Annotated in this window: 24 protein-coding genes and 3 tRNA genes; 17 read left to right on the forward strand and 10 right to left on the reverse strand. The window is 74.3% G+C overall.

From position 1 onward, the window contains the following. The first annotated feature begins 78 nt into the window (after positions 1-78). The 3 genes from AC4OR8_RS06455 to AC4OR8_RS06465 all read left to right on the forward strand — a co-directional run bounded on the left by AC4OR8_RS06455 (position 79) and on the right by AC4OR8_RS06465 (position 767). Positions 79-154, forward strand: a tRNA-Glu gene (locus tag AC4OR8_RS06455). An 80-nt stretch (positions 155-234) separates the two neighbouring features. After that, positions 235-308 (forward strand) — tRNA-Asp (locus AC4OR8_RS06460). Positions 309-410: 102 nt separating this feature from the next. Further along, positions 411-767 (forward strand): metallopeptidase family protein, encoded by a 357-nt coding sequence (locus tag AC4OR8_RS06465; protein WP_492164713.1) that lies wholly within the window; start codon positions 411-413, stop codon positions 765-767. 31 nt (positions 768-798) lie between these two features. On the opposite strand, the gene AC4OR8_RS06470 is transcribed toward AC4OR8_RS06465, so the two are convergent. From AC4OR8_RS06470 to AC4OR8_RS06480, 3 genes are read right to left on the reverse strand one after another with little or no spacing between them, the layout of a single operon-like run. Then, positions 799-1,131: a CrcB family protein gene (locus AC4OR8_RS06470; RefSeq protein ID WP_492164714.1), complete on the reverse strand. Its 333-nt coding sequence runs from the start codon at positions 1,129-1,131 to the stop codon at positions 799-801. After that, positions 1,128-1,541, reverse strand: coding sequence for a fluoride efflux transporter FluC (locus AC4OR8_RS06475; RefSeq protein ID WP_492164715.1), 414 nt, complete (start codon positions 1,539-1,541; stop codon positions 1,128-1,130). Before AC4OR8_RS06475 ends, AC4OR8_RS06470 begins: the two co-directional genes overlap by 4 nt. Further along, positions 1,538-2,551: an ATP-binding protein gene (locus AC4OR8_RS06480; RefSeq protein WP_492164716.1), complete on the reverse strand. Its 1,014-nt coding sequence runs from the start codon at positions 2,549-2,551 to the stop codon at positions 1,538-1,540. Before AC4OR8_RS06480 ends, AC4OR8_RS06475 begins: the two co-directional genes overlap by 4 nt. A gap of 226 nt (positions 2,552-2,777) precedes the next feature. Between AC4OR8_RS06480 and AC4OR8_RS06485 the strand changes: the two genes are divergently transcribed. The 3 genes from AC4OR8_RS06485 to AC4OR8_RS06495 are packed head-to-tail and all read left to right on the forward strand — an operon-like array spanning position 2,778 to position 5,909. Continuing rightward, positions 2,778-4,283 (forward strand): NAD(P)/FAD-dependent oxidoreductase, encoded by a 1,506-nt coding sequence (locus tag AC4OR8_RS06485; protein ID WP_492164717.1) that lies wholly within the window; start codon positions 2,778-2,780, stop codon positions 4,281-4,283. Positions 4,284-4,299: 16 nt separating this feature from the next. After that, the gene (locus tag AC4OR8_RS06490) at positions 4,300-4,860 is read left to right on the forward strand and encodes a GNAT family N-acetyltransferase (protein ID WP_492164718.1); all 561 of its coding nucleotides are present in this window, start codon (positions 4,300-4,302) and stop codon (positions 4,858-4,860) included. Next, positions 4,857-5,909, forward strand: coding sequence for a phosphotransferase family protein (locus AC4OR8_RS06495; RefSeq protein ID WP_492164719.1), 1,053 nt, complete (start codon positions 4,857-4,859; stop codon positions 5,907-5,909). The genes AC4OR8_RS06490 and AC4OR8_RS06495 overlap by 4 nt, the downstream gene beginning before the upstream one ends. A gap of 35 nt (positions 5,910-5,944) precedes the next feature. Here AC4OR8_RS06495 and AC4OR8_RS06500 read toward each other — a convergent pair whose 3' ends face one another. Beyond that, the gene (locus AC4OR8_RS06500) at positions 5,945-6,619 is read right to left on the reverse strand and encodes an HAD family hydrolase (RefSeq protein WP_492164720.1); all 675 of its coding nucleotides are present in this window, start codon (positions 6,617-6,619) and stop codon (positions 5,945-5,947) included. A 194-nt stretch (positions 6,620-6,813) separates the two neighbouring features. On the opposite strand from AC4OR8_RS06500, the gene AC4OR8_RS06505 reads away from it, so the two are divergent. Continuing rightward, entirely contained in the window at positions 6,814-7,080 is a 267-nt protein-coding gene (locus AC4OR8_RS06505) for a hypothetical protein (RefSeq protein ID WP_492164721.1), read from the forward strand. 21 nt (positions 7,081-7,101) lie between these two features. On the opposite strand, the gene AC4OR8_RS06510 is transcribed toward AC4OR8_RS06505, so the two are convergent. Together AC4OR8_RS06510 and AC4OR8_RS06515 are read right to left on the reverse strand one after the other, a co-directional pair. Further along, positions 7,102-8,094: a TIGR03557 family F420-dependent LLM class oxidoreductase gene (locus AC4OR8_RS06510; RefSeq protein ID WP_492164722.1), complete on the reverse strand. Its 993-nt coding sequence runs from the start codon at positions 8,092-8,094 to the stop codon at positions 7,102-7,104. A 161-nt stretch (positions 8,095-8,255) separates the two neighbouring features. Then, on the reverse strand, positions 8,256-8,987 hold the full coding sequence (locus AC4OR8_RS06515) for a helix-turn-helix transcriptional regulator (protein WP_492164723.1): 732 nt from the start codon (positions 8,985-8,987) through the stop codon (positions 8,256-8,258). Positions 8,988-9,113: 126 nt separating this feature from the next. Here AC4OR8_RS06515 and AC4OR8_RS06520 point away from each other — a divergent pair, with 126 nt between their 5' ends. Together AC4OR8_RS06520 and AC4OR8_RS06525 are read left to right on the forward strand one after the other, a co-directional pair. Beyond that, positions 9,114-9,548 (forward strand): hypothetical protein, encoded by a 435-nt coding sequence (locus AC4OR8_RS06520; RefSeq protein WP_492164724.1) that lies wholly within the window; start codon positions 9,114-9,116, stop codon positions 9,546-9,548. Next, entirely contained in the window at positions 9,545-10,453 is a 909-nt protein-coding gene (locus AC4OR8_RS06525; RefSeq protein ID WP_492164725.1) for a DICT sensory domain-containing protein, read from the forward strand. Before AC4OR8_RS06520 ends, AC4OR8_RS06525 begins: the two co-directional genes overlap by 4 nt. A gap of 72 nt (positions 10,454-10,525) precedes the next feature. On the opposite strand, the gene AC4OR8_RS06530 is transcribed toward AC4OR8_RS06525, so the two are convergent. Next, positions 10,526-11,248 carry a GAF and ANTAR domain-containing protein gene (locus AC4OR8_RS06530; protein WP_492164726.1) on the reverse strand — a complete coding sequence of 241 codons (723 nt, stop codon included), beginning with the start codon at positions 11,246-11,248 and terminating at the stop codon, positions 10,526-10,528. Positions 11,249-11,383: 135 nt separating this feature from the next. Between AC4OR8_RS06530 and AC4OR8_RS06535 the strand changes: the two genes are divergently transcribed. Further along, complete coding sequence (locus AC4OR8_RS06535; protein WP_492164727.1) at positions 11,384-12,568, forward strand: glycosyltransferase 87 family protein; 1,185 nt, start codon at positions 11,384-11,386, stop codon at positions 12,566-12,568. On the opposite strand, the gene AC4OR8_RS06540 is transcribed toward AC4OR8_RS06535, so the two are convergent. Further along, entirely contained in the window at positions 12,548-13,138 is a 591-nt protein-coding gene (locus AC4OR8_RS06540) for a DUF6518 family protein (protein ID WP_492164728.1), read from the reverse strand. The genes AC4OR8_RS06535 and AC4OR8_RS06540 overlap by 21 nt on opposite strands. A gap of 33 nt (positions 13,139-13,171) precedes the next feature. Continuing rightward, positions 13,172-13,244 (reverse strand) — tRNA-Lys (locus AC4OR8_RS06545). Positions 13,245-13,604: 360 nt separating this feature from the next. Between AC4OR8_RS06545 and AC4OR8_RS06550 the strand changes: the two genes are divergently transcribed. From AC4OR8_RS06550 to AC4OR8_RS06570, 5 genes are all read left to right on the forward strand, one after another. Beyond that, complete coding sequence (locus AC4OR8_RS06550) at positions 13,605-13,808, forward strand: cold-shock protein (protein ID WP_056863399.1); 204 nt, start codon at positions 13,605-13,607, stop codon at positions 13,806-13,808. 199 nt (positions 13,809-14,007) lie between these two features. Next, positions 14,008-14,178: a hypothetical protein gene (locus tag AC4OR8_RS06555; protein WP_492164729.1), complete on the forward strand. Its 171-nt coding sequence runs from the start codon at positions 14,008-14,010 to the stop codon at positions 14,176-14,178. 80 nt (positions 14,179-14,258) lie between these two features. Further along, on the forward strand, positions 14,259-14,558 hold the full coding sequence (locus AC4OR8_RS06560) for a metal-sensitive transcriptional regulator (RefSeq protein WP_492164730.1): 300 nt from the start codon (positions 14,259-14,261) through the stop codon (positions 14,556-14,558). 21 nt (positions 14,559-14,579) lie between these two features. Next, positions 14,580-14,786: a heavy-metal-associated domain-containing protein gene (locus tag AC4OR8_RS06565; RefSeq protein ID WP_492164731.1), complete on the forward strand. Its 207-nt coding sequence runs from the start codon at positions 14,580-14,582 to the stop codon at positions 14,784-14,786. Positions 14,787-14,841: 55 nt separating this feature from the next. Next, positions 14,842-17,223: a heavy metal translocating P-type ATPase gene (locus AC4OR8_RS06570; protein ID WP_492164732.1), complete on the forward strand. Its 2,382-nt coding sequence runs from the start codon at positions 14,842-14,844 to the stop codon at positions 17,221-17,223. Positions 17,224-17,280: 57 nt separating this feature from the next. Here the strand turns inward: AC4OR8_RS06570 and AC4OR8_RS06575 are convergent, their stop codons facing one another. Next, complete coding sequence (locus tag AC4OR8_RS06575; RefSeq protein WP_492164733.1) at positions 17,281-18,375, reverse strand: hypothetical protein; 1,095 nt, start codon at positions 18,373-18,375, stop codon at positions 17,281-17,283. A 43-nt stretch (positions 18,376-18,418) separates the two neighbouring features. On the opposite strand from AC4OR8_RS06575, the gene AC4OR8_RS06580 reads away from it, so the two are divergent. Both AC4OR8_RS06580 and AC4OR8_RS06585 read left to right on the forward strand, forming a co-directional pair. Then, positions 18,419-19,297: an NUDIX hydrolase gene (locus tag AC4OR8_RS06580; RefSeq protein ID WP_492164734.1), complete on the forward strand. Its 879-nt coding sequence runs from the start codon at positions 18,419-18,421 to the stop codon at positions 19,295-19,297. A 186-nt stretch (positions 19,298-19,483) separates the two neighbouring features. Then, positions 19,484-20,626 carry a phosphate ABC transporter substrate-binding protein PstS gene (locus tag AC4OR8_RS06585; protein WP_492164735.1) on the forward strand — a complete coding sequence of 381 codons (1,143 nt, stop codon included), beginning with the start codon at positions 19,484-19,486 and terminating at the stop codon, positions 20,624-20,626. The last annotated feature ends 32 nt before the right edge of the window (positions 20,627-20,658 follow it).

Raw genomic sequence — 20,658 nt, forward strand, 5'->3', positions numbered from 1 at the left:
CCCCGGTCGCCTGAGGTCGGCGACCCCGGCTCCGCCTTGGTGGCCGTCGACCGGCACCCCTAGACTCGCCGGTGCCTGGCCCCCATCGTCTAGCGGCCTAGGACGTCGCCCTTTCACGGCGGTAGCACGGGTTCGAATCCCGTTGGGGGTACCACCACCGGTCCGGCCGGACACCGATTCGGTGCCTCCGACACCGGTGGGTTATGGTTCCATCGCTCCTGCAACGGAGCGCCTGGCCCCGTAGCGCAGTTGGTTAGCGCGCCGCCCTGTCACGGCGGAGGCCGCGGGTTCGAGTCCCGTCGGGGTCGCCCTCACGCACAGCCCCGGACCGTCATGGTCCGGGGCTGTCGTCGTCCCCGGACCACGGCACCCCGACCCGACCCCGTGGTCGCGGGTGGCACGATGCCGCTGTGCCCGTCGAGATGGACCCCCAGCGCTTCGACGCCCTCGTGGACGCCGCGCTCGACGAGATCCCCGACGAGCTCGCGGCGCTGGTGAGCAACGTGGTGGTGCTGGTGGAGCAGGAGCCGCCGGAGGGCGAGCCGCGCGACCTGCTCGGCCTCTACGACGGTGTCGCGCTCACCGACCGCGACTCCTCGGTGCTGGGCGGGCTGCCGGACCGCATCTTCGTCTTCCGCGGCCCGCTGCTCGACATGTGCGACAGCGAGGAGGAGCTGGTGGAGGAGGTGCGGATCACCGTGGTGCACGAGGTGGCCCACCACTTCGGCATCGACGACGACCGCCTCCACGAGCTCGGCTGGGCCTGACCGCCGCCGCTGCCGCGTCCGGGCGCCGCGGTCAGGCCGTCAGCGCGTACCCCAGCGCCGCCGCCGCGAGGCCGCCGAGCAGGGTCAGTGCGGCGTACGCCACCCCGGCGACCCCCAGACGACGGGTCTGCACGGCGAACGACGAGTACGTCGTCAACCCGCCGCAGAACCCGGTGCCGAGCAGCGCGACCAGGTGGCCCGAGAGCGCCAGGGGCGTGAGCAGGCCGAGCAGGAGCGAGCCGAGGAGGTTGACCAGCAGCGTGCCGGCGGGCCGGCGGCCGTCGAGGTGGTGGGCCGCCAGGTAGCGCAGGGGAGCGCCGACGCCGGCACCCAGCGCGACCAGCGCGATCTCCGCGCCGCTCACCCGGCGGCCTCGGGGGCGCCCGGGCGGCGACCGGCCCAGGCGTCGACCAGCGCCACCGCGGCCAGCGCGACCGCCAGCGTCGCGACGACGTAGGCGCCGGCCAGCGCGGGGTGGTCGGCGGCGAGCAGCGAGCGGGTCTGCTCCGAGGCGGCCGACAGCGTCGTGAAGCCCCCCAGCAGCCCGGGGCCGAGGGCGGCGCCCAGCCCGGCGCTGCGCCGTACGGCGGGCAGCGCCGGCAGCAGCGCCAGCACGGCCGAGCCGACGACGTTGATCGCGAACGTGGTCCAGGGGAACGCCGCCACGGCGGCGTCGGGGAACACTGTGAGCAGGGCGTGGCGCAGCGCGGCGCCGGCCGCGCCCCCCACCGCCACCAGGGCGAGCAGCCGGGGCCCGGGCCCCGGTCGGGTCACGAGACGCTGGAGCGGCGGGCCGGGGCGCCCTGCCAGGACGTCGGCGCGGCGCCGGCGGCCTGGCGGACGAACTCACCGAGGTACCACTGCTGGAAGCGCCGCTGCTCGTCGCTGCGCGCCAGCGCGAGCAGCCGCTGCTCGCGGCAGAAGGCGTCGGCCATGTCGAGCATCTCGATGAACCGCTGGGTGCGCTGCGAGCCCGAGCGCGACACCTCCAGCTCGAGGTCGACGACGGAGCGGTCGGCGCGCTCTCCGTCGACGGCACGCTCCACCCCGGGCGCGGTCGGCCCGGCGCGCAGCTGGCGCTCCATCTCGCCGAAGACGTCGGAGAGGTGCTTGGCCACGGGGTAGTCGTCCTCGTGGGCCAGCGCGAGCAGGCGCACCTCGCGGCGCAGCTCGCGGAAGTGGCGCTGGAACGCGGTGTAGAGGTCGACCGGCACGCCGCGCACGTGCACGACCAGCGGGTCGGCCGGCGTCGGGGGCTCGTCGCCGGTGCCGGTGACCACGCCCGGGACGCCGCGCTCCTCGGCGAACTCCGCGGCCGGCTCGAACCACACCGTCTTGCCGTCGGTCTCGATCTCGGCGCCCCAGGCCACGGCGCAGCGCGCCACGATCGCCAGCCCGCGCCCGAAGGTCAGCGGGAGGTCGTCCAGGTCGTCGCCCAGGACGTCGTCGCCGTCCTGGTCGGCCGGCGGCTCCTCGTCGGGCAGCAGCGGCCGCTCCGAGGAGGTGTCGTGCACCTCGACCCGGGGGTGCTCGCGGGTGCCGCGCACCCGCACGTCGATCGGGCCCTCGGCGTGCAGCAGCGCGTTGGTGACCAGCTCGGAGACGGCCAGCTCGGCGCACTCGGCCAGCTCGGGACGGCCCACGTCCCGGCACGTGCCGACCACCCAGCGGCGTGCCTCCTGCACGCCCCGGGGGCCGGGTTCCAGCGAGAGTGCGGGCCGGTTCAGCGGCACGGGCGTCTCCAGCTCTGCAGGGCGGACGGGTGGACGGGAAGACGGCGGCACGCCGGCCGTCGTCCCCGGGCGGTTACCCCCGGGTTCGGCACAGCAAACCTGGCTCGTTGAAAACCGACGTACCCGGGGGTGCGGCCCCGGCCACGCCACCCCCCTGGGTGCTGTGACCGACCAGACGATGACGGAGATTGGAGAAGACCCGTCCCACGCGGGAGAATGGACGACGAACGCCCCCGGCACGAGACGTCGCGCCCGGCAGCCACCAGAGAGGTCCGACATGGCAGCCAGCACCGCAGCCCACTCGCCCACCACCGACAACCCCTCCGCCTCGCACCGGGTGGTCGTTATCGGCTCGGGCTTCGGCGGCCTCTTCGGCACCAAGGCCCTGCGCCGCTCCGACGTGCAGATCACCATGGTCGCCAAGACCACCCACCACCTGTTCCAGCCGCTGCTCTACCAGGTCGCGACCGGCATCCTGTCCGAGGGCGAGATCGCCCCGCCCACGCGCGAGATCCTCAACCGCCAGGACAACACCCAGGTGCTGCTCGGCGAGGTCACCGACATCGACCTGGAGGCCCGCACGGTCACCTCGCAGGTCCTGGGCCGGCCCACCGTCACCGCCTACGACTCGCTGATCGTCGCCGCCGGCGCCGGGCAGTCCTACTTCGGCAACGACCACTTCGCCGAGTTCGCCCCCGGCATGAAGAGCATCGACGACGCCCTCGAGCTGCGCGGGCGCATCTTCGGCGCCTTCGAGATGGCCGAGCTCGGCGCCCAGCGCGGCGAGAACGTCGACCACCTGCTGACCTTCGTCGTCGTCGGCGCTGGGCCCACCGGTGTGGAGATGGCCGGCCAGATCGCCGAGCTCGCCCAGCGCACGCTGCGCCGCGACTTCAAGGCCATCGAGACCCGCAGCGCCCGTGTGATCCTGGCCGACGCCGCGCCGCAGGTGCTGCCGCCGTTCGGCGCCAAGCTCGGCGAGAAGACCAAGAAGGAGCTCGAGAAGCTCGGTGTCGAGGTGATGCTCGGTGCGATGGTCACCGACGTCGACGAGCGCGGCCTCGAGGTCAAGTACAAGGACGGCCGCACCGAGCGGATCGACGCCGTGACCAAGATCTGGGCCGCCGGCGTGCAGGGCAGCCCGCTGGGCAAGACACTCTCGGAGCAGACCGGCGCCCCGCTCGACCGCGCCGGGCGGATCAGCGTCAACCCCGACCTGACGCTGCCGGGCCACCCGGAGGTCTTCGTCGTCGGCGACATGATCAAGCTCGACAACCTGCCGGGCGTGGCCCAGGTGGCGATCCAGGGCGCGAAGTACGCCGCCAAGGAGATCGACAACCGGGTCAAGGGCAAGCCCTCGCAGCCGCCGTTCAAGTACTTCGACAAGGGCTCGATGGCCACCATCAGCCGCTTCCGCGCGGTCGCGATGATCGGCAACGTCCGGCTCTCCGGCTTCATCGCCTGGGTGATGTGGCTGGCCGTGCACCTCGTCTACATCACCGGGTTCAAGAACCGGATCACCGCGGTGCTGCACTGGTTCGTGTCGTTCCTGGGCCGGGGCCGCTCCGAGCGCACCGCCACCGAGCAGCAGATCTTCGGGCGCAACGCGCTCAGCAGGCTGCGCGGCGGGGCCACCGACCTGGTCTCCGCACCCGGCTCCTACGAGGCCTCCCGCGACATGCTGGAGACCACCCGGCGCGCCGAGCTGGAGGCGCAGGCCGAGGAGGAGTCGCGGCTCACCGACGCCGGTCAGCGCGGCGTGAAGACCGGCGAGCGCGTCTGACGCGCGGGACCCCGGGGTGACCCGACTGGTGCGCCCCGACGTCCGGCTCTGGGCCGGCTGGGCCGCGGCGCTCGCCGACTTCGGTGACGAGCGGCCGGCGGGCTCGGGGGAGTGGGCGGTGCCGGAGCCGGCCCGCCGCGACCTCACCCCGGCCGGTTGCCGGGTGTGGGTCGACGCCGTCACCGCGCTGGCCGACCCCGCAGCGGAGCCGGGCGCGGGTCCGCAGGGGCCGTGGGTGCGTTCCGACGCCCTGTGGATGCTCGACGACGACGACGTGCTGGTCGGCTTCCTCGACCTGCGCCACGAGCTCACGCCGTGGCTGCGCGACGTCGGCGGCCACGTCGGCTACTCCGTGCGGCCCGCCCACCGCCGCCGCGGCCACGCCGGTCGCGCGCTGCGCCTGGCCGTCGTCCGCGCGGCGGGGCTCGGCCTGCCGAGGGTGCTGGTGACCTGCGACGTCGACAACCTCGCCTCCGCGCGCACCATCGAGGGCGCCGGCGGCGAGCTGGAGGACGTGCGGCAGGGCAAGCGCCGCTACTGGATCGCGACCGGCGAGACCGGCGAGGGGGCCCGATGACGACGAGCGGCGACCGGCCCGCGGGGCCCGTGCTCACCGCCGAGGAGCTCGCCGGCGTGGCCCGGGTGATGGCCGGCGCGGGCACCGAGCCGGCCGGGCCGCTGCGCTCCCGGCTCCTGGCCGGCGGTCGCTCCAACCTCACCTTCCGCCTCGACGACGGCGAGCGCAGCTGGGTGCTGCGCACGCCGCCGCGCGCGGGCCGCACCCCGTCGGCGCACGACGTGGCCCGCGAGCACCGGGTGACCCGGGCGCTCGGGGCCACCGACGTGCCGGTGCCGCGAGCGGTGGCCCTGTGGGAGGACGAGACGCTGCTCGGCGGGCCCTTCGCGGTCGCCGACCACGTGCCCGGCCACAGCGTGCAGTCGGCCGACGACCTCGCCGCGCTCGACGACGACCGGGTCGCTGCGGCGGTCGACGAGCTGGTGCGGGTGCTCGCCGCGCTGCACGCCGTCGACCACGTCGCCGTGGGGCTGGAGCGCCTCGGTCGCCCCGACGGGTACGCCGAGCGGCAGCTGCGCCGGTGGTCGGGGCAGTGGGACCTCGTCGGCGCGCACCTGCCGCCCGAGGTGCGGGCCGCGGCCGAGCGGCTCACCGCCCGGGTGGCCGGCGACCTGCCCCGCCAGCGCTCCACCGCGGTGGTGCACGGCGACTACCGCATCGACAACACGCTGCTCCACCTCCCCGACGGCGGCGGCGCCCGGGTGGCGGCGGTGGTCGACTGGGAGCTGTGCACGATCGGTGATCCCGTGGCCGACGTCGCCCTGATGGGCGTCTACCACCATCCCGCGTTCGACGACGTGCTCGGCTTCCCGAGCGCGTGGACCCAGGCCCGGGTGCCCGACGCGGCCGGGCTCGCGGCGGCGTACGAGCGGGCCGGCGGGGCGCCGCTGGTCGACCTCGACGCCCACCTGGCGCTGGCCTTCTACAAGCTCGCGGTGATCGCGGCCGGCATCGACCACCGCCACCGCGCGAGCGGAGGCGGCGACCCCGTCAGTGCGGGCCGGGCCGTCGGGCCGCTGCTCGAGGCGGGACTCGCCGTCGGCCGGTGAGCACCCGCCCGCTGCAGCGGCGGGTCAGCGGCGGGTCAGCGGCGGGCGAGCAGGCTGTCGTCGAGGTGGTCGAGCAGGTCGCGCGGGCTGTCGTAGACCGCGACGGCGCCGGCGTCGAGCAGCTCGGTGGTGCTGATGCCGCCCGTGCGCACGGCCAGGCACCGCAGCCCGGCGCGGGCGGCGGCCTCCACGTCCCAGGTCGCGTCGCCGACGGCCACCGCGTGCGGCGACGGCACGGCCTCCAGGGCCAGCTGCATCAGGTCGGGGGAGGGCTTGCTGGCGCCGGCGTCGGCGCCGGAGACCACGGCGCTGAGCAGGCCGCCGGCACCGTCGAGCAGGGCGAGCAGCTGCTCGGTCTGCTCCTTGACCCCCGAGCTGGCCAGCACGACGGTGAGGCCGCGGTCGTGTAGCGCGGTGACCAGCTCGGCCGCGCCGTCGGTGGCGCTGACCTCGTGCAGGTGGCGCTCCACGTGGGCGTCGTGGCCCTCGCGCACGCGGTCGCCGACGGAGCGCTCGGCGGCGTCGCCCGCGACGTGGGCGACCAGGCGGTCGCCGCCCATGCCGATCGCGCGGTGCAGCACGTGGGAGGCGACGTCGAGGCCGACCTCGGCGAACGCGCGGCGCCACGCCACGACGTGCAGGTAGACCGAGTCGACGAGGGTGCCGTCGAGGTCGAGGACCACGGTGTCGATGGGTGCGGTGTCGCTCACGGGGGCTCCTCGGCCGGGTGCGGTGGGTGCGCCCCACGCTGCCACGCCGTGAGCACGGGGCCCCTCACCCCCAGGGGCCCGGCGCGGGGCCCGGCCGCCACCGGGCAGCGGCCGGAGGCGTTAACCTGTGCCGAGCCCCCTCGACGGCGCGACGCAGGGTCGCGCCCCACGACGGGGTCGGGAGGCCGGCCCGCGTGAGCACGACCCCGTCAGAGCGAGGCCAGGGCCCCGATCCCCGTCGGCAGCTGCCCGGGCTGCGCGCCGAGATCGACGTGCGCCGCACCCGCCTGCAGCAGGAGCTCGAGCAGCGCTCGGCCAGCAGCCGTGAGGCCCAGCGGGCCCGGCAGGACCTGGTCTCGGCCCTCGAGGCGTACGCCGCGGCGCTGGAGTCGGCCCGGCTGCCGATGCCCTACCGGCTGCACGCCGAGCTGCGGCTGCAGCGCGGCCTCGAGCGCGGCTGACCCGACCCGTCGCGCGACTGGTCAGGGTGCGGCGGCGCGCAGCTTGTCGAGCAGCGGGCGGGCGGCCTCGGCGAGGAACCGGTCCTGGCCCTCGTCGCCGACCTGCACCAGCGCGACGTCGGTGAAGCCGGCGTCCCAGAACGCGCCGACGGCGTCCACGATCTTGTCGAGGTCGGGGCCGCACGGGATGCTCTCGGCGACGTCGGCCTCGGTGACGAACTGGGTGGCGCCGGCGAAGCCCGCGGTGGTGGGCAGGTCGGCGTTGACCTTCCACCCGCCGGCGAACCAGCGGAACTGCTCGTGGGCCCGCGTGGTGGCGGCGGCCTCGTCGGGGTCCCAGCAGATCGGCAGCTGGCCGATCGCCCGGGCGCCGTCGCCGATGCGGGTGGCGCCGTCGGTGCCGTTCCAGGTGTCCACCAGCTCGGCGAGCGGGTCGGTGGCGATCAGGTCGTCGGCGATCGGGGCGAAGTGGGCGATGCCCTTCTCCCCGGCCACGGCCAGTGCCAGCCGCACCCGCTCGGACTCCTCGGAAAGGTCCCAGACCCGGGCGCCGTCGACCGAGAAGTGCTCGCCGTGGAAGGTCAGCAGCTCACCGGACAGCAGCCGGCGGATGATCTCGACGGCCTCCACCAGCATCTCCTGGCGACGCGCCACCGGCGGCCAGCCGCGACCGACGGTGTGCTCGTTGAGGTTCTCGCCGCTGCCGAGGCCGAGGGTGAACCGGCCCTGTGACAGCAAGCCCATCGTCGCGGCCTTCTGCGCCACCACGGCCGGGTGGTAGCGCATCGTGGGGCAGGTGATGTAGGTCATCAGCTCGACGCGCGAGGTGACCTGGCTGACCGCGCCGAGCACGCTCCAGGCGTACGACGCGTGGCCCTGCTCGGTGAGCCAGGGCGAGTAGTGGTCGCTCGAGACCTCGAAGTCGAAGCCGGCCTCCTCGGCGGCGGCGGCGTAGCCGACCAGCTGTCGTGGCCCGCTCTGCTCGGTCATGAGGGTGTAGCCGATGCGGGACACAGGAGCCTCCGGAGGGCGGTGGTGGCGGTCGTCCCCGCCACGCTAGGGCGGGGGCGGACGGCGCCCACCCACCCGCCGGGGTGGCAGGACCCGGTCCGACCGACTGCCCCGGGGGGGGAGGCAGTGATCGGACCGGGAGTCAGTGGGGGTGGTGCGGTGGGTCAGGAGGCGGAGACGTCGACCAGGCCGGCGCGGGCCGGCTCCAGTCCGAGGCCGTGGCGCAGGCCCCAGGCGACGGCCTGGGTGCGGCGCTCCACGTCGATCTTGCGGTAGGCGCCGCGGATGTAGGTCTTGACCGAGTTGATGCTCAGGTAGAGCTGCTTGCCGATCTCCACGTTGGTGTGGCCCTGGGTGACCAGCGACAGGATCTCGGCCTCGCGGGGGGTCAGCCCGGCCTTCGCGCCGCGGGGGTGCGCGCCGAGGACGGCGTGCGGCGTGCGGTCGAGCGGTCGGTTGCGGTGGGAGGCCACGGCGGTGCGGCGCATCGCTGTCTCGATGCCCGCGACGAGCTCCTCGGCGCCCAGGGTCTTGGAGAGCCGCACCTGGCCGCGGGAGGCGCCCGGGCCGGCGTCGCGCCAGCTGAAGATGACCGCGCGGGCGTCGCCCTCGGTCGCCAGGCGGCGCACCAGCGTCTGCCCGGCCTGCGAGAGCCTGACCGGCTCGTAGAGGACGACGTCCACCTCGCTCGGGGCGGCCAGGGCGGTGTCGATGTCGACCACCGCGACGCGTCCGGCGTGCGGCGCCAGCAGGGCGCGCAGGCCGGCGTCGACCAGCGGGTGGTCGTCGACGAGGGCGACCACCAGGGGCCGCGCGAGGGGCACGACGCGCATGCCCCGGGCCTCGGTCGTCGGCCGGGACGGGTGCTGGCTCTTCTGCTGCGGGTTCTCGCTCATTGGTCTGCCGCTCCTGGGGTCTCGGGCGTCGCCCGATGAAACTTGAACACGATGTGTAGAACCATATTCCAAACTTAGACAACGTGTGTCAACATCTGTGGTGACAGCAGTTGACGAGGAGATGTTGTGGACACCCATCAGCACCAGGCCCGGCGGCGGCGCGCCCTCCGGCGACCGGCGAGCGCGCCCGACGTCCGATGCGAGCAGTCGGTCGACGCGTTGCTGCGCCGCGTGGCCTGCGGCGACCGCGCGGCGTTCGCGCGGCTCTACGACCGCACCGCCGCGGTCGTGCACGGCGCGGCACACGCCCTGTCGGAGCAGCCGGACGCCGACGCCGCCCACGACCTGCTGTGCGACACCTTCACCGAGGTCTGGGCGCAGGCGCCGCGCTACGCCGACTCGGCGGCCGGTCGGCGCCGCGACCCGTGGGGCTTCCTGCTGGCCACGCTCGCCGCCCTGGCCGTCTCACGTCCGGCCGCCGCTCGCCCGCCCGTCTCCCGGCGGGCCGCGAGCGCGTCGGTCGACCTGTCCACGACCTCGGCGCCGGGGGACGCCTCGTGAGCGAGACCGCCCACCGGGTGAACGACGGGCTCAGCGTCAGCGAGCTCGCCGAGCGCACGGGCGTCAGCGCGCCCACGCTGCGCGCCTGGGAGAGCCGCTTCGGCTTCCCCGTTCCGGAGCGCAGGCCCAGTGGCCACCGCCGCTACGCCGAGTCGGTGGTGCGCACGATCGAGGTGGTGATGGCGCGCCGTGCCGCCGGCCTCACGCTCGCCGCGGCCATCGAGGAGGCCCAGAGGGAGACGCCGGGCTCCACCGCCCGGCCGCAGTCGGTGTTCGCCACCCTGCGCGCCACCCACCCCCACATCCCGGTGCAGCGGCTGGGCAAGTCGACGCTGCTGGCGCTGACCTGGGCCATCGAGGACGAGTTCTGCGCGGTCGCCGACCGTCCTCACCTGTTCGCCACCTTCCAGCAGGCCCAGCACTACACCGGGGCCCGCCGGCGCTGGGACGACCTGGCGCGGCTGTCACGCTCGGCGTTCGTGTACGCCGACTTCCCCGACATCGAGCCGGACGAGCCCGGCACCCCTGGTGCGTCCGGCGGCCCGGTGGCCGCCGGACCCACCCGGGTGCGGCTCGACCAGCGCTCGCCGTTGCTGCGGGAGTGGGCGCTGGTGTGCGACTCCCAGGAGCTGCCGGCGGTGCTCAGCGCCTGGGAGCTTCCCGGGCAGGACACGGTGGCCGACCGCGACCGGATGTTCGAGTGCGTGCTGTCCTTCGACCCCACCGCGGTGCGGGAGGCCTCGCGCTGCTGCCTGGCCGTGGCCGCCGAGCACGACACCCCGGGCACCGCCGCCGTGCGCACCGAGCTGGAGGAGGCGCCGATGGCCGACCCCACCGACCTCACCTCGGTGAGCGCGCTGGTCGCGCGCCTGCTCGGCTACGTGGACCGGTTCTCGGCGCGCTGACCCGACCCGACCTACCGGTCGACCCCTGACTGCGACGGCCCCCGGCGCGCCTCCCCCCGGGAGCGCCGGGGGTCAGCCGCGTCCGGCGCCGGCGTCCCCGCCGGGGCTGGTCTCGATCACGGCCTCGGCCAGCTCGACCAGGTCGATCCCGGTACGACGGGCGGCGTCGTCGAGACGCAGGTGGGCCTCCGCGGCGTCGATCTGGAGGCTCAGCGCCAGCAGGTGGGCGGCGCGGTCGACGGTGGTGCGCTCGCGCAGCACCGTCGGGGCCCGCTCGGCCTCGGCGCGGGTGCTGAAGGACAGGTCGGCGTTGGTCACCGCACCGGGCGCCCAGGCGCCGAACACCTCGGCGAGCTCGCCGTGGTGGTCGTCGAAGGCGTCGACGGTGGCGGCGTACAGGTTGACGGTGCCGGTCGCGTGCTCGCCGTCCATGATCGGCAGGGTCAGCGTGCTGACGATGCCGTGCGCCGCCGTGGCGCGGGAGAAGAACGCCCAGGAGGCCTCGTCGAGCGGGTCGCCGTTCTTGAACACCACCGGTCGCTCGGCGTCGAGCGAGCTCACGCACGGCCCGCCGGCGACGTACTGGAGGCCGTCGAGCCGTGCGATCTCCTCGCGCGACGACACGTAGGTCAGCACCACGCCCTCCTGGTCGCGCAGGGCGACGCTCACCCCGACGCACGTCGGCACGAGCGCCTGCACCCGGTCGGCGGAGTGCGTCATCCGGCCCAGCACGTCGGGTCCCGCGAACGGTCCGAACGCGGTCGCGGCGGCACGGGTCTGGGGGATCGGCTCCATGAGGTCCCGGTACCCGCTCGTCGTAGGAGGTACACCCCACCTTCGGGGTGGGTGGGGCACGAGTTCACGGCCCCCACCTCGGCACGAGTCCCGCCGTTCACCTCGGCGTAGGCCGGCTGCCTATCGTCCGCAGCCGTGACGCGTCTCGAGCCGACCCCCCTGCCGACCGCGGTCGACGGTCCCTCGTGGCGGGCGCGGGTCGGTGGGCCGGCCGGGGCGGTGCTCGCCGCAACGGCCGCCCTGGTGGTGCTGCTGGTCGCCGCGGCCCTGGTGCAGGTGCACACGGGGTTCGTCGACCTGGAGGTCTACCGGTACGGCGGGCAGACGCTGCTGGCCGGCGACCACCTCTACACCGCGGCCGAGCCGGCGACCGGGCTGCCGTTCACCTACCCGCCGTTCGCGGCGCTGCTGATGACCGTGCTGGTGCCGCTGCCGCTGCCGGTGGCCGCCGCGGCCTGGGCCGCCCTCAGCGTGCTGGCCCTCGGGCTCGTCGTGCACCGCACCTCGCCCGGCACCGGGGCGTGGGCGCTGGTCGGCGTCACCGCCGCGGCGGTGCTCCTGGAGCCGGTGCGGGAGAACCTGCTGTTCGGCCAGGTCAACCTGCTGGTGATGGCGGCCGTCACCGTCGACCTGCTCGGGCCGCGCCGTCGCTGGTCGGGCGTGCTGGTGGGGCTGGTGGCGGCGGTGAAGCTGACGCCCCTGGTCTTCGTGGTGCTGCTGGTGGTGGTCGGGCGTCGCGCCGACGCCGGGCGGGCCGTGGCCACGGTCCTGGCCACGATCGCCCTCGGCGCGCTGGTCGCCCCGCGCTCCTCGCTCGACTACTGGACCCACGTGCTCTGGGACCCCGCCCGCCCCGGCAGCCCCGCCTTCGTCAGCAACCAGTCGGTGAGCGGGGTGCTCGCCCGGCTGTCCGGCGGCGAGGCGCCCACGCTGCTGTGGCTCGCGCTGGCGGGGTCGGTGTCGGTGGCGACGCTGCTGGTCGGCTGCGCGTGGTGGCGCCGCGGCGCCCACGACGTCGGGCTGTGCCTGGGTGCGCTGGCCATGCTGCTGGCCTCGCCGATCACCTGGTCGCACCACTGGGTCTGGGCCGTGCCTGTCGCGCTCGTGCTCTGGCGCCGCGGCCTCCGCGTCGCGGCGGGCGCCTGGACGGCGCTGTTCGCGCTGGCCCCGATGTGGTGGCTGCCCCACCGCGGCGACCTCGAGCTCACCTGGTCGCCGTGGCAGCACGTCGTCGGCAACGCCTACGTGCTGGCCGCGGTGGCGCTCACCGCCGCGGCCGCGCTGGCCCTGCGCCGACCCTCACACGAGCACCATGCCTAGCACCGCTTGCCCGGCCACCCCGGCGACGAAGGCCGGGAGCAGCCACCGCGCGAGGGCGGGGTACTGACGTCGGTGCCAGCCCAGGCCGACCGCGAGCGCCAGGGCGATGGCACCGAACAGCCAAGCGGCGGAGGTGTAGCCCAGCTGGAAGTGGTACAGGACCACGGCCTCACTCGCGTACGCCGCGACCAGCAGCGCCGCACCCACGCCGGCAGGAGCCGAACGCCGCCAGACGTGGCCCGCTGCCCCGAAGACCGGGCCGCCCACGACTGCACACAGCGACCACAGGACGACGTACGTCGTCGAGACACCGAAGCCGCGCAGGTCTGCGGTGACGTAGTAGGCGACGACCTCGAGCAGCGTTGCGGCGACCCCCAGCACCACGGCGGTCGAGAGCCGTGACTGCAGCGCGCCCGCGACGAAGGCGGTCGTCAGCCACGGGCTCGCGGCGTTGACGAGCGCCAACCAGGGGTAGTCCAGGTGCGCTTGCAGGAGCGAGGTGAGCACACCGACGGTGACTCCCAGGGCAAGGGCGAGGAGCACCGGGCCGAGGTGGCGTGGTCGTGGCAAGGGGGACTCCTGGGATCAGGTGCGGACTCGGGGTGGGCCCCGTGGGACTCGAACCCACAACCAAGAGATTAAAAGTCTCCTGCTCTGCCCATTGAGCTAGAGGCCCCCGCGTCGCTCGGGCGACGGGCGGGGGCAAGTATCGCGCACCGGCACGTCGTCCTCGCCGGGTGTCCCGGTGCGCCCCGCGCGCCACGAGGAGCACCTCGACGTCACGCCCGCGTCGCACAACCTTCACGGGCCGTCGTCCACGAAGTGGGGCGTGGGTCGACCGCTCCCAGGCCCGACCGGGTAGTGTCGCGGTCAGCAACAGGTGCAAGTTCCTGCTGGTCTGACGCCCGCGGAGTTTGTGATCCAACGGCGTTCTGCTTCGTGGTGATCCACTTGGTCGGAGCGACGTGTCACCGCACCGAGTTGTGGGGTCGTCGAAGTGATGGCCTCTCTTTCCGATCACAGGAGTACCAAGCAGATGGCTCAAGGCACCGTGAAGTGGTTCAACGCCGAGAAGGGTTTCGGCTTCATCGCGCAGGAGGACGGCGGCGACGACGTCTTCGTGCACTACTCGGCGATCCAGACCCAGGGCTACAAGTCCCTGGACGAGAACCAGAAGGTCGAGTTCGACGTCACCCAGGGTCCCAAGGGCCCGCAGGCGGAGAACGTCCGCCCGGTCTGACGACTTCGACCGGTCGGCACGTCCGACCGGTCATCGCACGGCCGACGAGGCCCTGTCCCCCCGGGGGCGGGGTCTCGTCGTGTCTCCCGACCCGGGTGGGTGGGGGAACACGTGGTGACGACTGGTGTCCATCCGGGTTGTTCTTGGCTCGGTCGGGCACCATTGTCCTGATGTCCACCGACCAGGGAGCGAGGCCAGGGTGCACGACCAGTTCGACGTGTCGCTCGAGGACGCCGACCTGCTCGGTGAGGTCGAGCTGACCACCAACCTCATCATCGCTGCGAGCGAGTCCGACGAGCACCTCCCGCAGCGGCTGATCGACGAGATCCTCGGCGTCGACCCCGCGCGCGACACCGACGCGCCCGCCTGAACCTCGCCGTCGACCCGGGCCCACGGGCCCGGTGGTGGCACGACCTTCCGCCGGATACCCCCCAGGGGTATGCTGACAGCATGGACGACGCTCCCCACCAGCACGGCTACCTCCACCGCAAGGACGAGCACCTCAAGCGGCTGCGCCGCATCGAGGGCCAGGCCCGCGGTCTGCAGCGCATGGTGGAGGAGGAGAAGTACTGCATCGACATCCTCACCCAGGTCTCCGCGATGACGAAGGCCCTGCACGCCGTCTCGATCGGCCTGCTCGAGGAGCACCTCAGCCACTGCGTCGTCGACGCCGCCCGCGAGAGCGACGAGCAGGCGCGCGAGAAGGTCACCGAGGCCGTCGACGCGATCGCCCGCCTCGTCCGTTCCTGACCCCACCACGAGGAGAACCCGATGAGCGCCACCAGCACCTGGACCGTCACCGGCATGACCTGCGGCCACTGCGTCGCCTCCGTCACCGAGGAGCTCGAGGAGCTCGACGCCGTCGAGACCGTCGCGGTCACCCTCGACGACGGCCGCGTCGTGGTGACCAGCAGCCGCGAGCTCGACCGCGCCGAGGTGGAGGCCGCGGTGACCGAGGCCGGCTACGCGCTGGCCTGATCCCGCACCGGCCCGCACGACCAGCGACACCCGCACGACCGACCCCGGAGGGCCCATGAGCACGACCGACCTCGACCTCGCCATCAGCGGGATGACGTGCGCGTCGTGCGCGTCGCGCATCGAGCGCAAGCTCAACAAGCTCGACGGGGTCACCGCCAGCGTCAACTACGCCACCGAGAAGGCCCACGTCGTCTTCCCGGCCACGGTGTCGGCCGACGACCTGGTGGCCACGGTCGAGGCGGCCGGGTACGCCGCGCGCCTGCCCGCTCCGGTCGGCGCCGCCGACGGCGACAGCGCCGGCGCGGCCGACGACGACGTCGACCGCGAGGCGGACGCGCTGAAGCGGCGACTCCTCGTGGCGGCCGTGCTCACGGTGCCGGTCGTGGCGATGGCGATGGTGCCGCCGCTGCAGGTCACCGGGTGGCCGTGGGCCTCGCTGGTGCTGGCCACCCCGGTGGTGCTGTGGGCGGCCTGGCCCTTCCACCGCGTGGCCGCGGTCAACCTGCGCCACGGCGCCACGACCATGGACACCCTGGTCTCCCTCGGTGTCACCGCGGCCTACCTGTGGTCGGTGGTCGCTCTGGTGTGGGGCACGGCCGGCGAACCCGGCATGACCCACGGCTTCCAGCTCACCGTCGACCGCTCGGGAGGCCTCGACGACATCTACCTCGAGGCCGCCACCGGCGTCACCACCTTCCTGCTGGCCGGTCGCTGGTTCGAGAAGCGCTCGAAGCGCCGCGCGGGTGCCGCGCTGCGCGCCCTGCTCGAGCTCGGCGCCAAGGAGGTCGTGCTCCTGCGCGACGGCGTGGAGACCACGGTGCCGGCGGCGTCGGTGGTCGCCGGCGACCTCTTCGTGGTGCGACCGGGGGAGAAGGTCGCCACCGACGGCGTCGTCGTGAGCGGCACGTCGGCCGTCGACGCCTCGCTGCTCACCGGCGAGGCGGTGCCGGTGGAGGTGGGTCCGGGCGATGTCGTGGTCGGTGCGTGCGTGAACGCCGGCGGCCGGTTGGTCGTGCGGGCCACCCACGTCGGTGCGCAGACCCAGCTGGAGCAGATGGCGCGTCTGGTCGAGGAGGCGCAGAGCGGCAAGGCGGAGGTGCAGCGTCTGGCCGACCGGGTCTCGGCGGTGTTCGTGCCGCTGGTGATCGCGCTGTCGCTGGCCACCCTGGCGGGCTGGCTGCTGCTCGGGGGGTCGGCGGCGGGCGCCTTCAGCGCGGCGGTGGCGGTGCTGATCATCGCCTGCCCGTGTGCGCTCGGGCTGGCCACGCCCACCGCGCTGCTGGTCGGCACCGGCCGCGGCGCCCAGCTGGGCATCATCATCCGCGGGCCCGAGATGCTGGAGTCGACCCGCCGCGTCGACACCCTCGTGCTCGACAAGACCGGCACGGTCACCACCGGACGCATGGCACTGGTCGAGGTGGTGGTGCCCGGCGGGTCGCCCGGTCTCGATACACCTCGTCGCTGGCGCTCCTCGGCACTCGACCAACGAAGCGACCTGCCCGGCGGGTCGCCTGGTCTGGATACACCTCGTCGCTGGCGCTCCTCGGCACTCGACCAACGAAGCGACTCGCCTGACCACGGCTCCGGCGGCGAGGCCATCGCGCAGGCCCACCGCCGGGCGGCCGCGCTCGAGCAGGGCTCGGAGCACCCGGTGGCGCGGGCGGTCGTCGCGGCGTGGTCCGGCCCGCTGCCGCCGGTCACCGGGTTCGCCAGTCGCGCCGGGCTCGGCGTCGTCGGCGAGGTCGACGGCGTGCGCGTGGTCGTCGGGCGCCCGGCCCTGCTCGCCGACGAGGGCCTGGCGACCACCCCCGAGGTGGACGCCGCGCTCGAGGCGGCGCGCGCCGCGGGGCGCACCGCGGTGGTCGTGGGCTGGGACGGCGAGGCCCGCGCGGTGCTGGCGGTGGCCGACACCGTCAAGCCGGGTGCCGCCGAGGCCGTGGCGCAGGCCCGGGCGCTGGGTCTGGAGCCGGTGCTGCTCACCGGCGACCACGCCCGCGCCGCTGCGGCGGTGGCCGCCGAGGTCGGCGTCGAGCGGGTCGTGGCCGACGTGCTGCCGGCCGGCAAGGTGGCGGAGGTGCGCCGGCTGCAGGCCGAGGGGCGGGTGGTCGCGATGGTGGGCGACGGCGTCAACGACGCCGCCGCGCTGGCCACCGCCGACCTCGGCATCGCCCTCGGCACCGGCGCCGACGTCGCGATCCAGGCCGCCGACCTGACGTTGGTGGGCGGCGACCTGCGTGCCGTGCCGACCGCCGTGCGGCTCGCGCGGCGCACGCTGGCCACGATCCGGGTCAACCTGTTCTGGGCGTTCGCCTACAACGTCGCGGCACTGCCGCTGGCCGCCGCCGGCCTGCTCACCCCGATGATCGCCGGTGCCGCGATGGCGCTGTCGTCGGTCGTCGTGGTCTCCAACAGCCTGCGGCTGCGCGCCTTCACCTGACGCCGTCGCCACGGCGGCCCACCACGACGGCCCACCACGACGGCCCACCACGACGGCTCAGCAGGTGGCGAACAGCACCGGGCCGGTGGAGAGGTCGGAGACGACGAACGCGTCGGGCGCGGGGGTGAGGTCGACCGTGACGACCTCGTCGTCGGCGGTGACGGCGTCCACGGTGAACCGGTCGGTGAAGTCGCCGCCCTGCCCGGGCGCCGGCCCGTCCAGCAGCACCGCCCGGGTGTCGGCGTTGACGCGCGCCTGGTCCTCGTCGGCGAAGCCGAGCGCGGCGCGGGCCTCCCGTCCGGGACCGACGGCGAGGGCGAAGGCGGTGAGCGGGTCGACCGGGCCGGCGCGGGCGAGCAGGGCGTCGGCCTCGGCGCGGTCGGTGGGGTCGGCCTGACCCATGGCCAGGGCCTCGCAGGCGTGCTCGCCGGAGTAGACGGCCGCCGAGAGCGGGTCGTCGTCGGCGGTGACCCGCTCGACCACCCCAGCGACGCCGGCGTCGGGCTCGGCGTCGCCGAGCCCCTCCAGCGTGGTCGTGAGGTAGCGCTCGTTGTCGCCGGTGACCACGAGCCCGTCGTCGGGCAGCAGCGCGACGTACTGGAGCGTGGGGGAGGCGGTGAGCCCGGTGCGCGCGCTGGCGCCGGCGAGGCCCTGGCCCGAGCCGTCCCAGACGTCGGTGCCGTCGATGCGGGCGAAGCCGAGGACCTCGAGGCGGCGCTGCAGGTCGGCGAAGTCGGTGTCGTCGGGCATGCCGAGCACGTCGACGGCGCCGGTGCCGGCCTGGGCGAACAGCTCCCACTCCACCGACGCCGGTGACCAGCCGAGCTCCTGCTGCAGCAGGTCGGCCGACTCCACCAGTGCGGTGGTCGAGGTGAGGTCGAGGTCGTAGCCGGCGTCGAGGAACGCCCCGAGCTCCTCCAGCGAGGAGTCGGCGTCCACCGACGAGCTCACCTCCTCGCGCACGCCGGCCCAGTCGGTCCACGAGTAGCGCTGGGTGTCGGCGGGCACCAGCGCGACGGCCCGCTGCAGGTCGGTCTGGGACGCCGAGCGCCAGGCCCGCAGCCCGGCGACCGCGCCGACGACCACCACGAGCAGCGCCACCACGGCGGCCACCGCGACCAGCAGCGTGCGGCGCGCAGGACGTCGGGGCACGGCGGGTCCTCCCTCGGGCGGTGGGTGGTGTGAGACTACGACCATGGCCGTCACCCCGCCGAACGACGTCCGGGCCGCCGGGTGCGTGGTCTTCCGCAGCGGGGGACAGGTGCTCCTGGTGCACCGAGGTCGCTACGACGACTGGTCCTTCCCCAAGGGCAAGCTCGACCGCGGCGAGCACGCCGCCACCGCCGCCGTGCGCGAGGTGGAGGAGGAGACCGGGCTGCACGTGCGCCTCGGCGTGCCGCTGACCGGTCAGCGCTACCGCACGGTGCGCGGCATGAAGAGCGTCGACTACTGGGTGGCCCGGGCCGTGGGCGACGACGACGTCAGCCGCTACGCGGTCAACGACGAGATCGACGGCGTCGCGTGGGTCGACCGCGACGAGGCCGCGCGCGTGCTGACCTACGAGCGCGACCGCGCCACGCTGCAGGAGGCGCTGGGAGTGCGCCGGCGCACCCACCCGCTGGTGGTGGTGCGCCACGCCCAGGCGCGCTCGCGCAAGGCGTGGCGCGCCGACGACCGCGAGCGACCGCTGCTGCAGGCCGGCCGCGCCCAGGCGCTGCGGCTGGTGCCGGTGCTGGCGGCCTACGACGCGGTGCGGGTGGTGACGTCGCCGTCCACGCGCTGCGTGGAGACGGTGGCGCCGTGGACCGAGACGGTGGGCGTGGTGCCCGAGACCCGGCGCCGGCTCAGCGAGGAGGACGCCACCGAGGCCGGCGTCGCCCGGCTGGTGGAGCGGCTGCTCGAGGAGGAGTCGGCGGCGCGGCGCGGCACCCTGCTGTGCACCCACCGGCCCGTGCTGCCGCCGGTGCTGCGGGCCCTGGGGGTGCCGGAGGTGGCCCTCGAGCCGGGCGAGCTGCTCGTCGTGCACCTGCGCAAGCAGCGGGTGGTCGCCACCGAGCGCCACCTGGTGCGCTAGACCACTTCCGGGGACCTCGGCAACCGGTCTGAGCCGCGTTCACGTGATGTACGCCGCAGGGCCCGCGCACTGACATGGAACGGGCAGATCTCGTTCACGCCTCGTTCACGTCTCGCGATGCATCCGTCTACCTGCACTGCCTAACTTCCTCGGCGTCCCACACTTGAGACTTCAGGAGATCCCGCAGTGAAGAGCACCTCCATCCGCCGCGCCATCGTGCCCGGTATCGCCGCCATGACCCTCGCCCTCGCCGGCTGCAGCGCCGGCAACGAGGAGAGCAGCGACAGCAGCGGCGACTCCTCCGAGGGCACCTCGCCCGAGTCCTCCGACGTCACCGTCGAGGGCCAGTACACCATCGGTGGCTCGTCGGCCCAGGAGGCCGCCCAGCTCGCCTGGACCACCGGCTTCACCGACGTGCAGCCCGGCGCCACCGTCACCTACGAGCCCGTCGGCTCCGGTGGCGGCCGCGAGAACTTCATCTCCGAGGCCTACCTCACCGCCGGCTCCGACGCCTACCTGGTCGACGAGGCGCCCGACAACGAGCTCACCGCGGCCACCGAGCGCTGCGGTGGCGAGGCCCCCATCGAGGTGCCGAGCTACGTCAGCCCGATCGCGATCGTCTTCAACGTCGAGGGCGTCGACGAGCTCAACCTCTCGCCCGACACCCTCGCCGGCATCTTCGCCGGTGAGATCACCGAGTGGGACGACGAGGCCATCGCGGGCGACAACCCCGACGCCGAGCTCCCCTCGGCCACGATCAACCCCGTGCACCGCTCCGACGAGTCGGGCACCACCGAGAACTTCACCAACTACCTCAGCGTCGCTGCGGAGAGCACCTGGACCGAGGGTGCAGTCGAGGTCTGGCCGCAGGCCTTCGGCGGCGAGGGTGCCCAGGGCACCTCCGGCGTCATCTCGGCCGTGAGCGACGGCCAGAACGCCATCGGGTACGCCGACGCCAGCCAGGCCGGTGACCTCAGCGTGGCCAACATCGGGGTCGGCCAGGAGTTCGTCGCGCCGTCGCCCGAGGCCGCTGCCAACATCCTCTCGGTGTCGCCCCCGGCGGCCGACGCGGGTGAGAACCAGCTGATCTTCGACCTCGACTACACCACCGACGAGGCCAACACCTACCCGATCGTGCTGACGTCCTACATGATCGCGTGCTCGACCTACCCGGAGCAGGCCGACGCCGACTTCGTGAAGGCGTACCTCGGCTACATCCTGAGCTCGGAGGGCCAGCAGTTCGGCGCCGACGAGGCGGGCGTCGCCCCGCTCGCTCCGGAGCTCGAGGAGCAGGCGCTCGACATCGTCGACAGCATCACGGCAGGCTGACACCAGCTCGCACCTCGGGGGTCCGGGTCCGC

The organism is Nocardioides sp. FY1077, assembly GCF_058681775.1.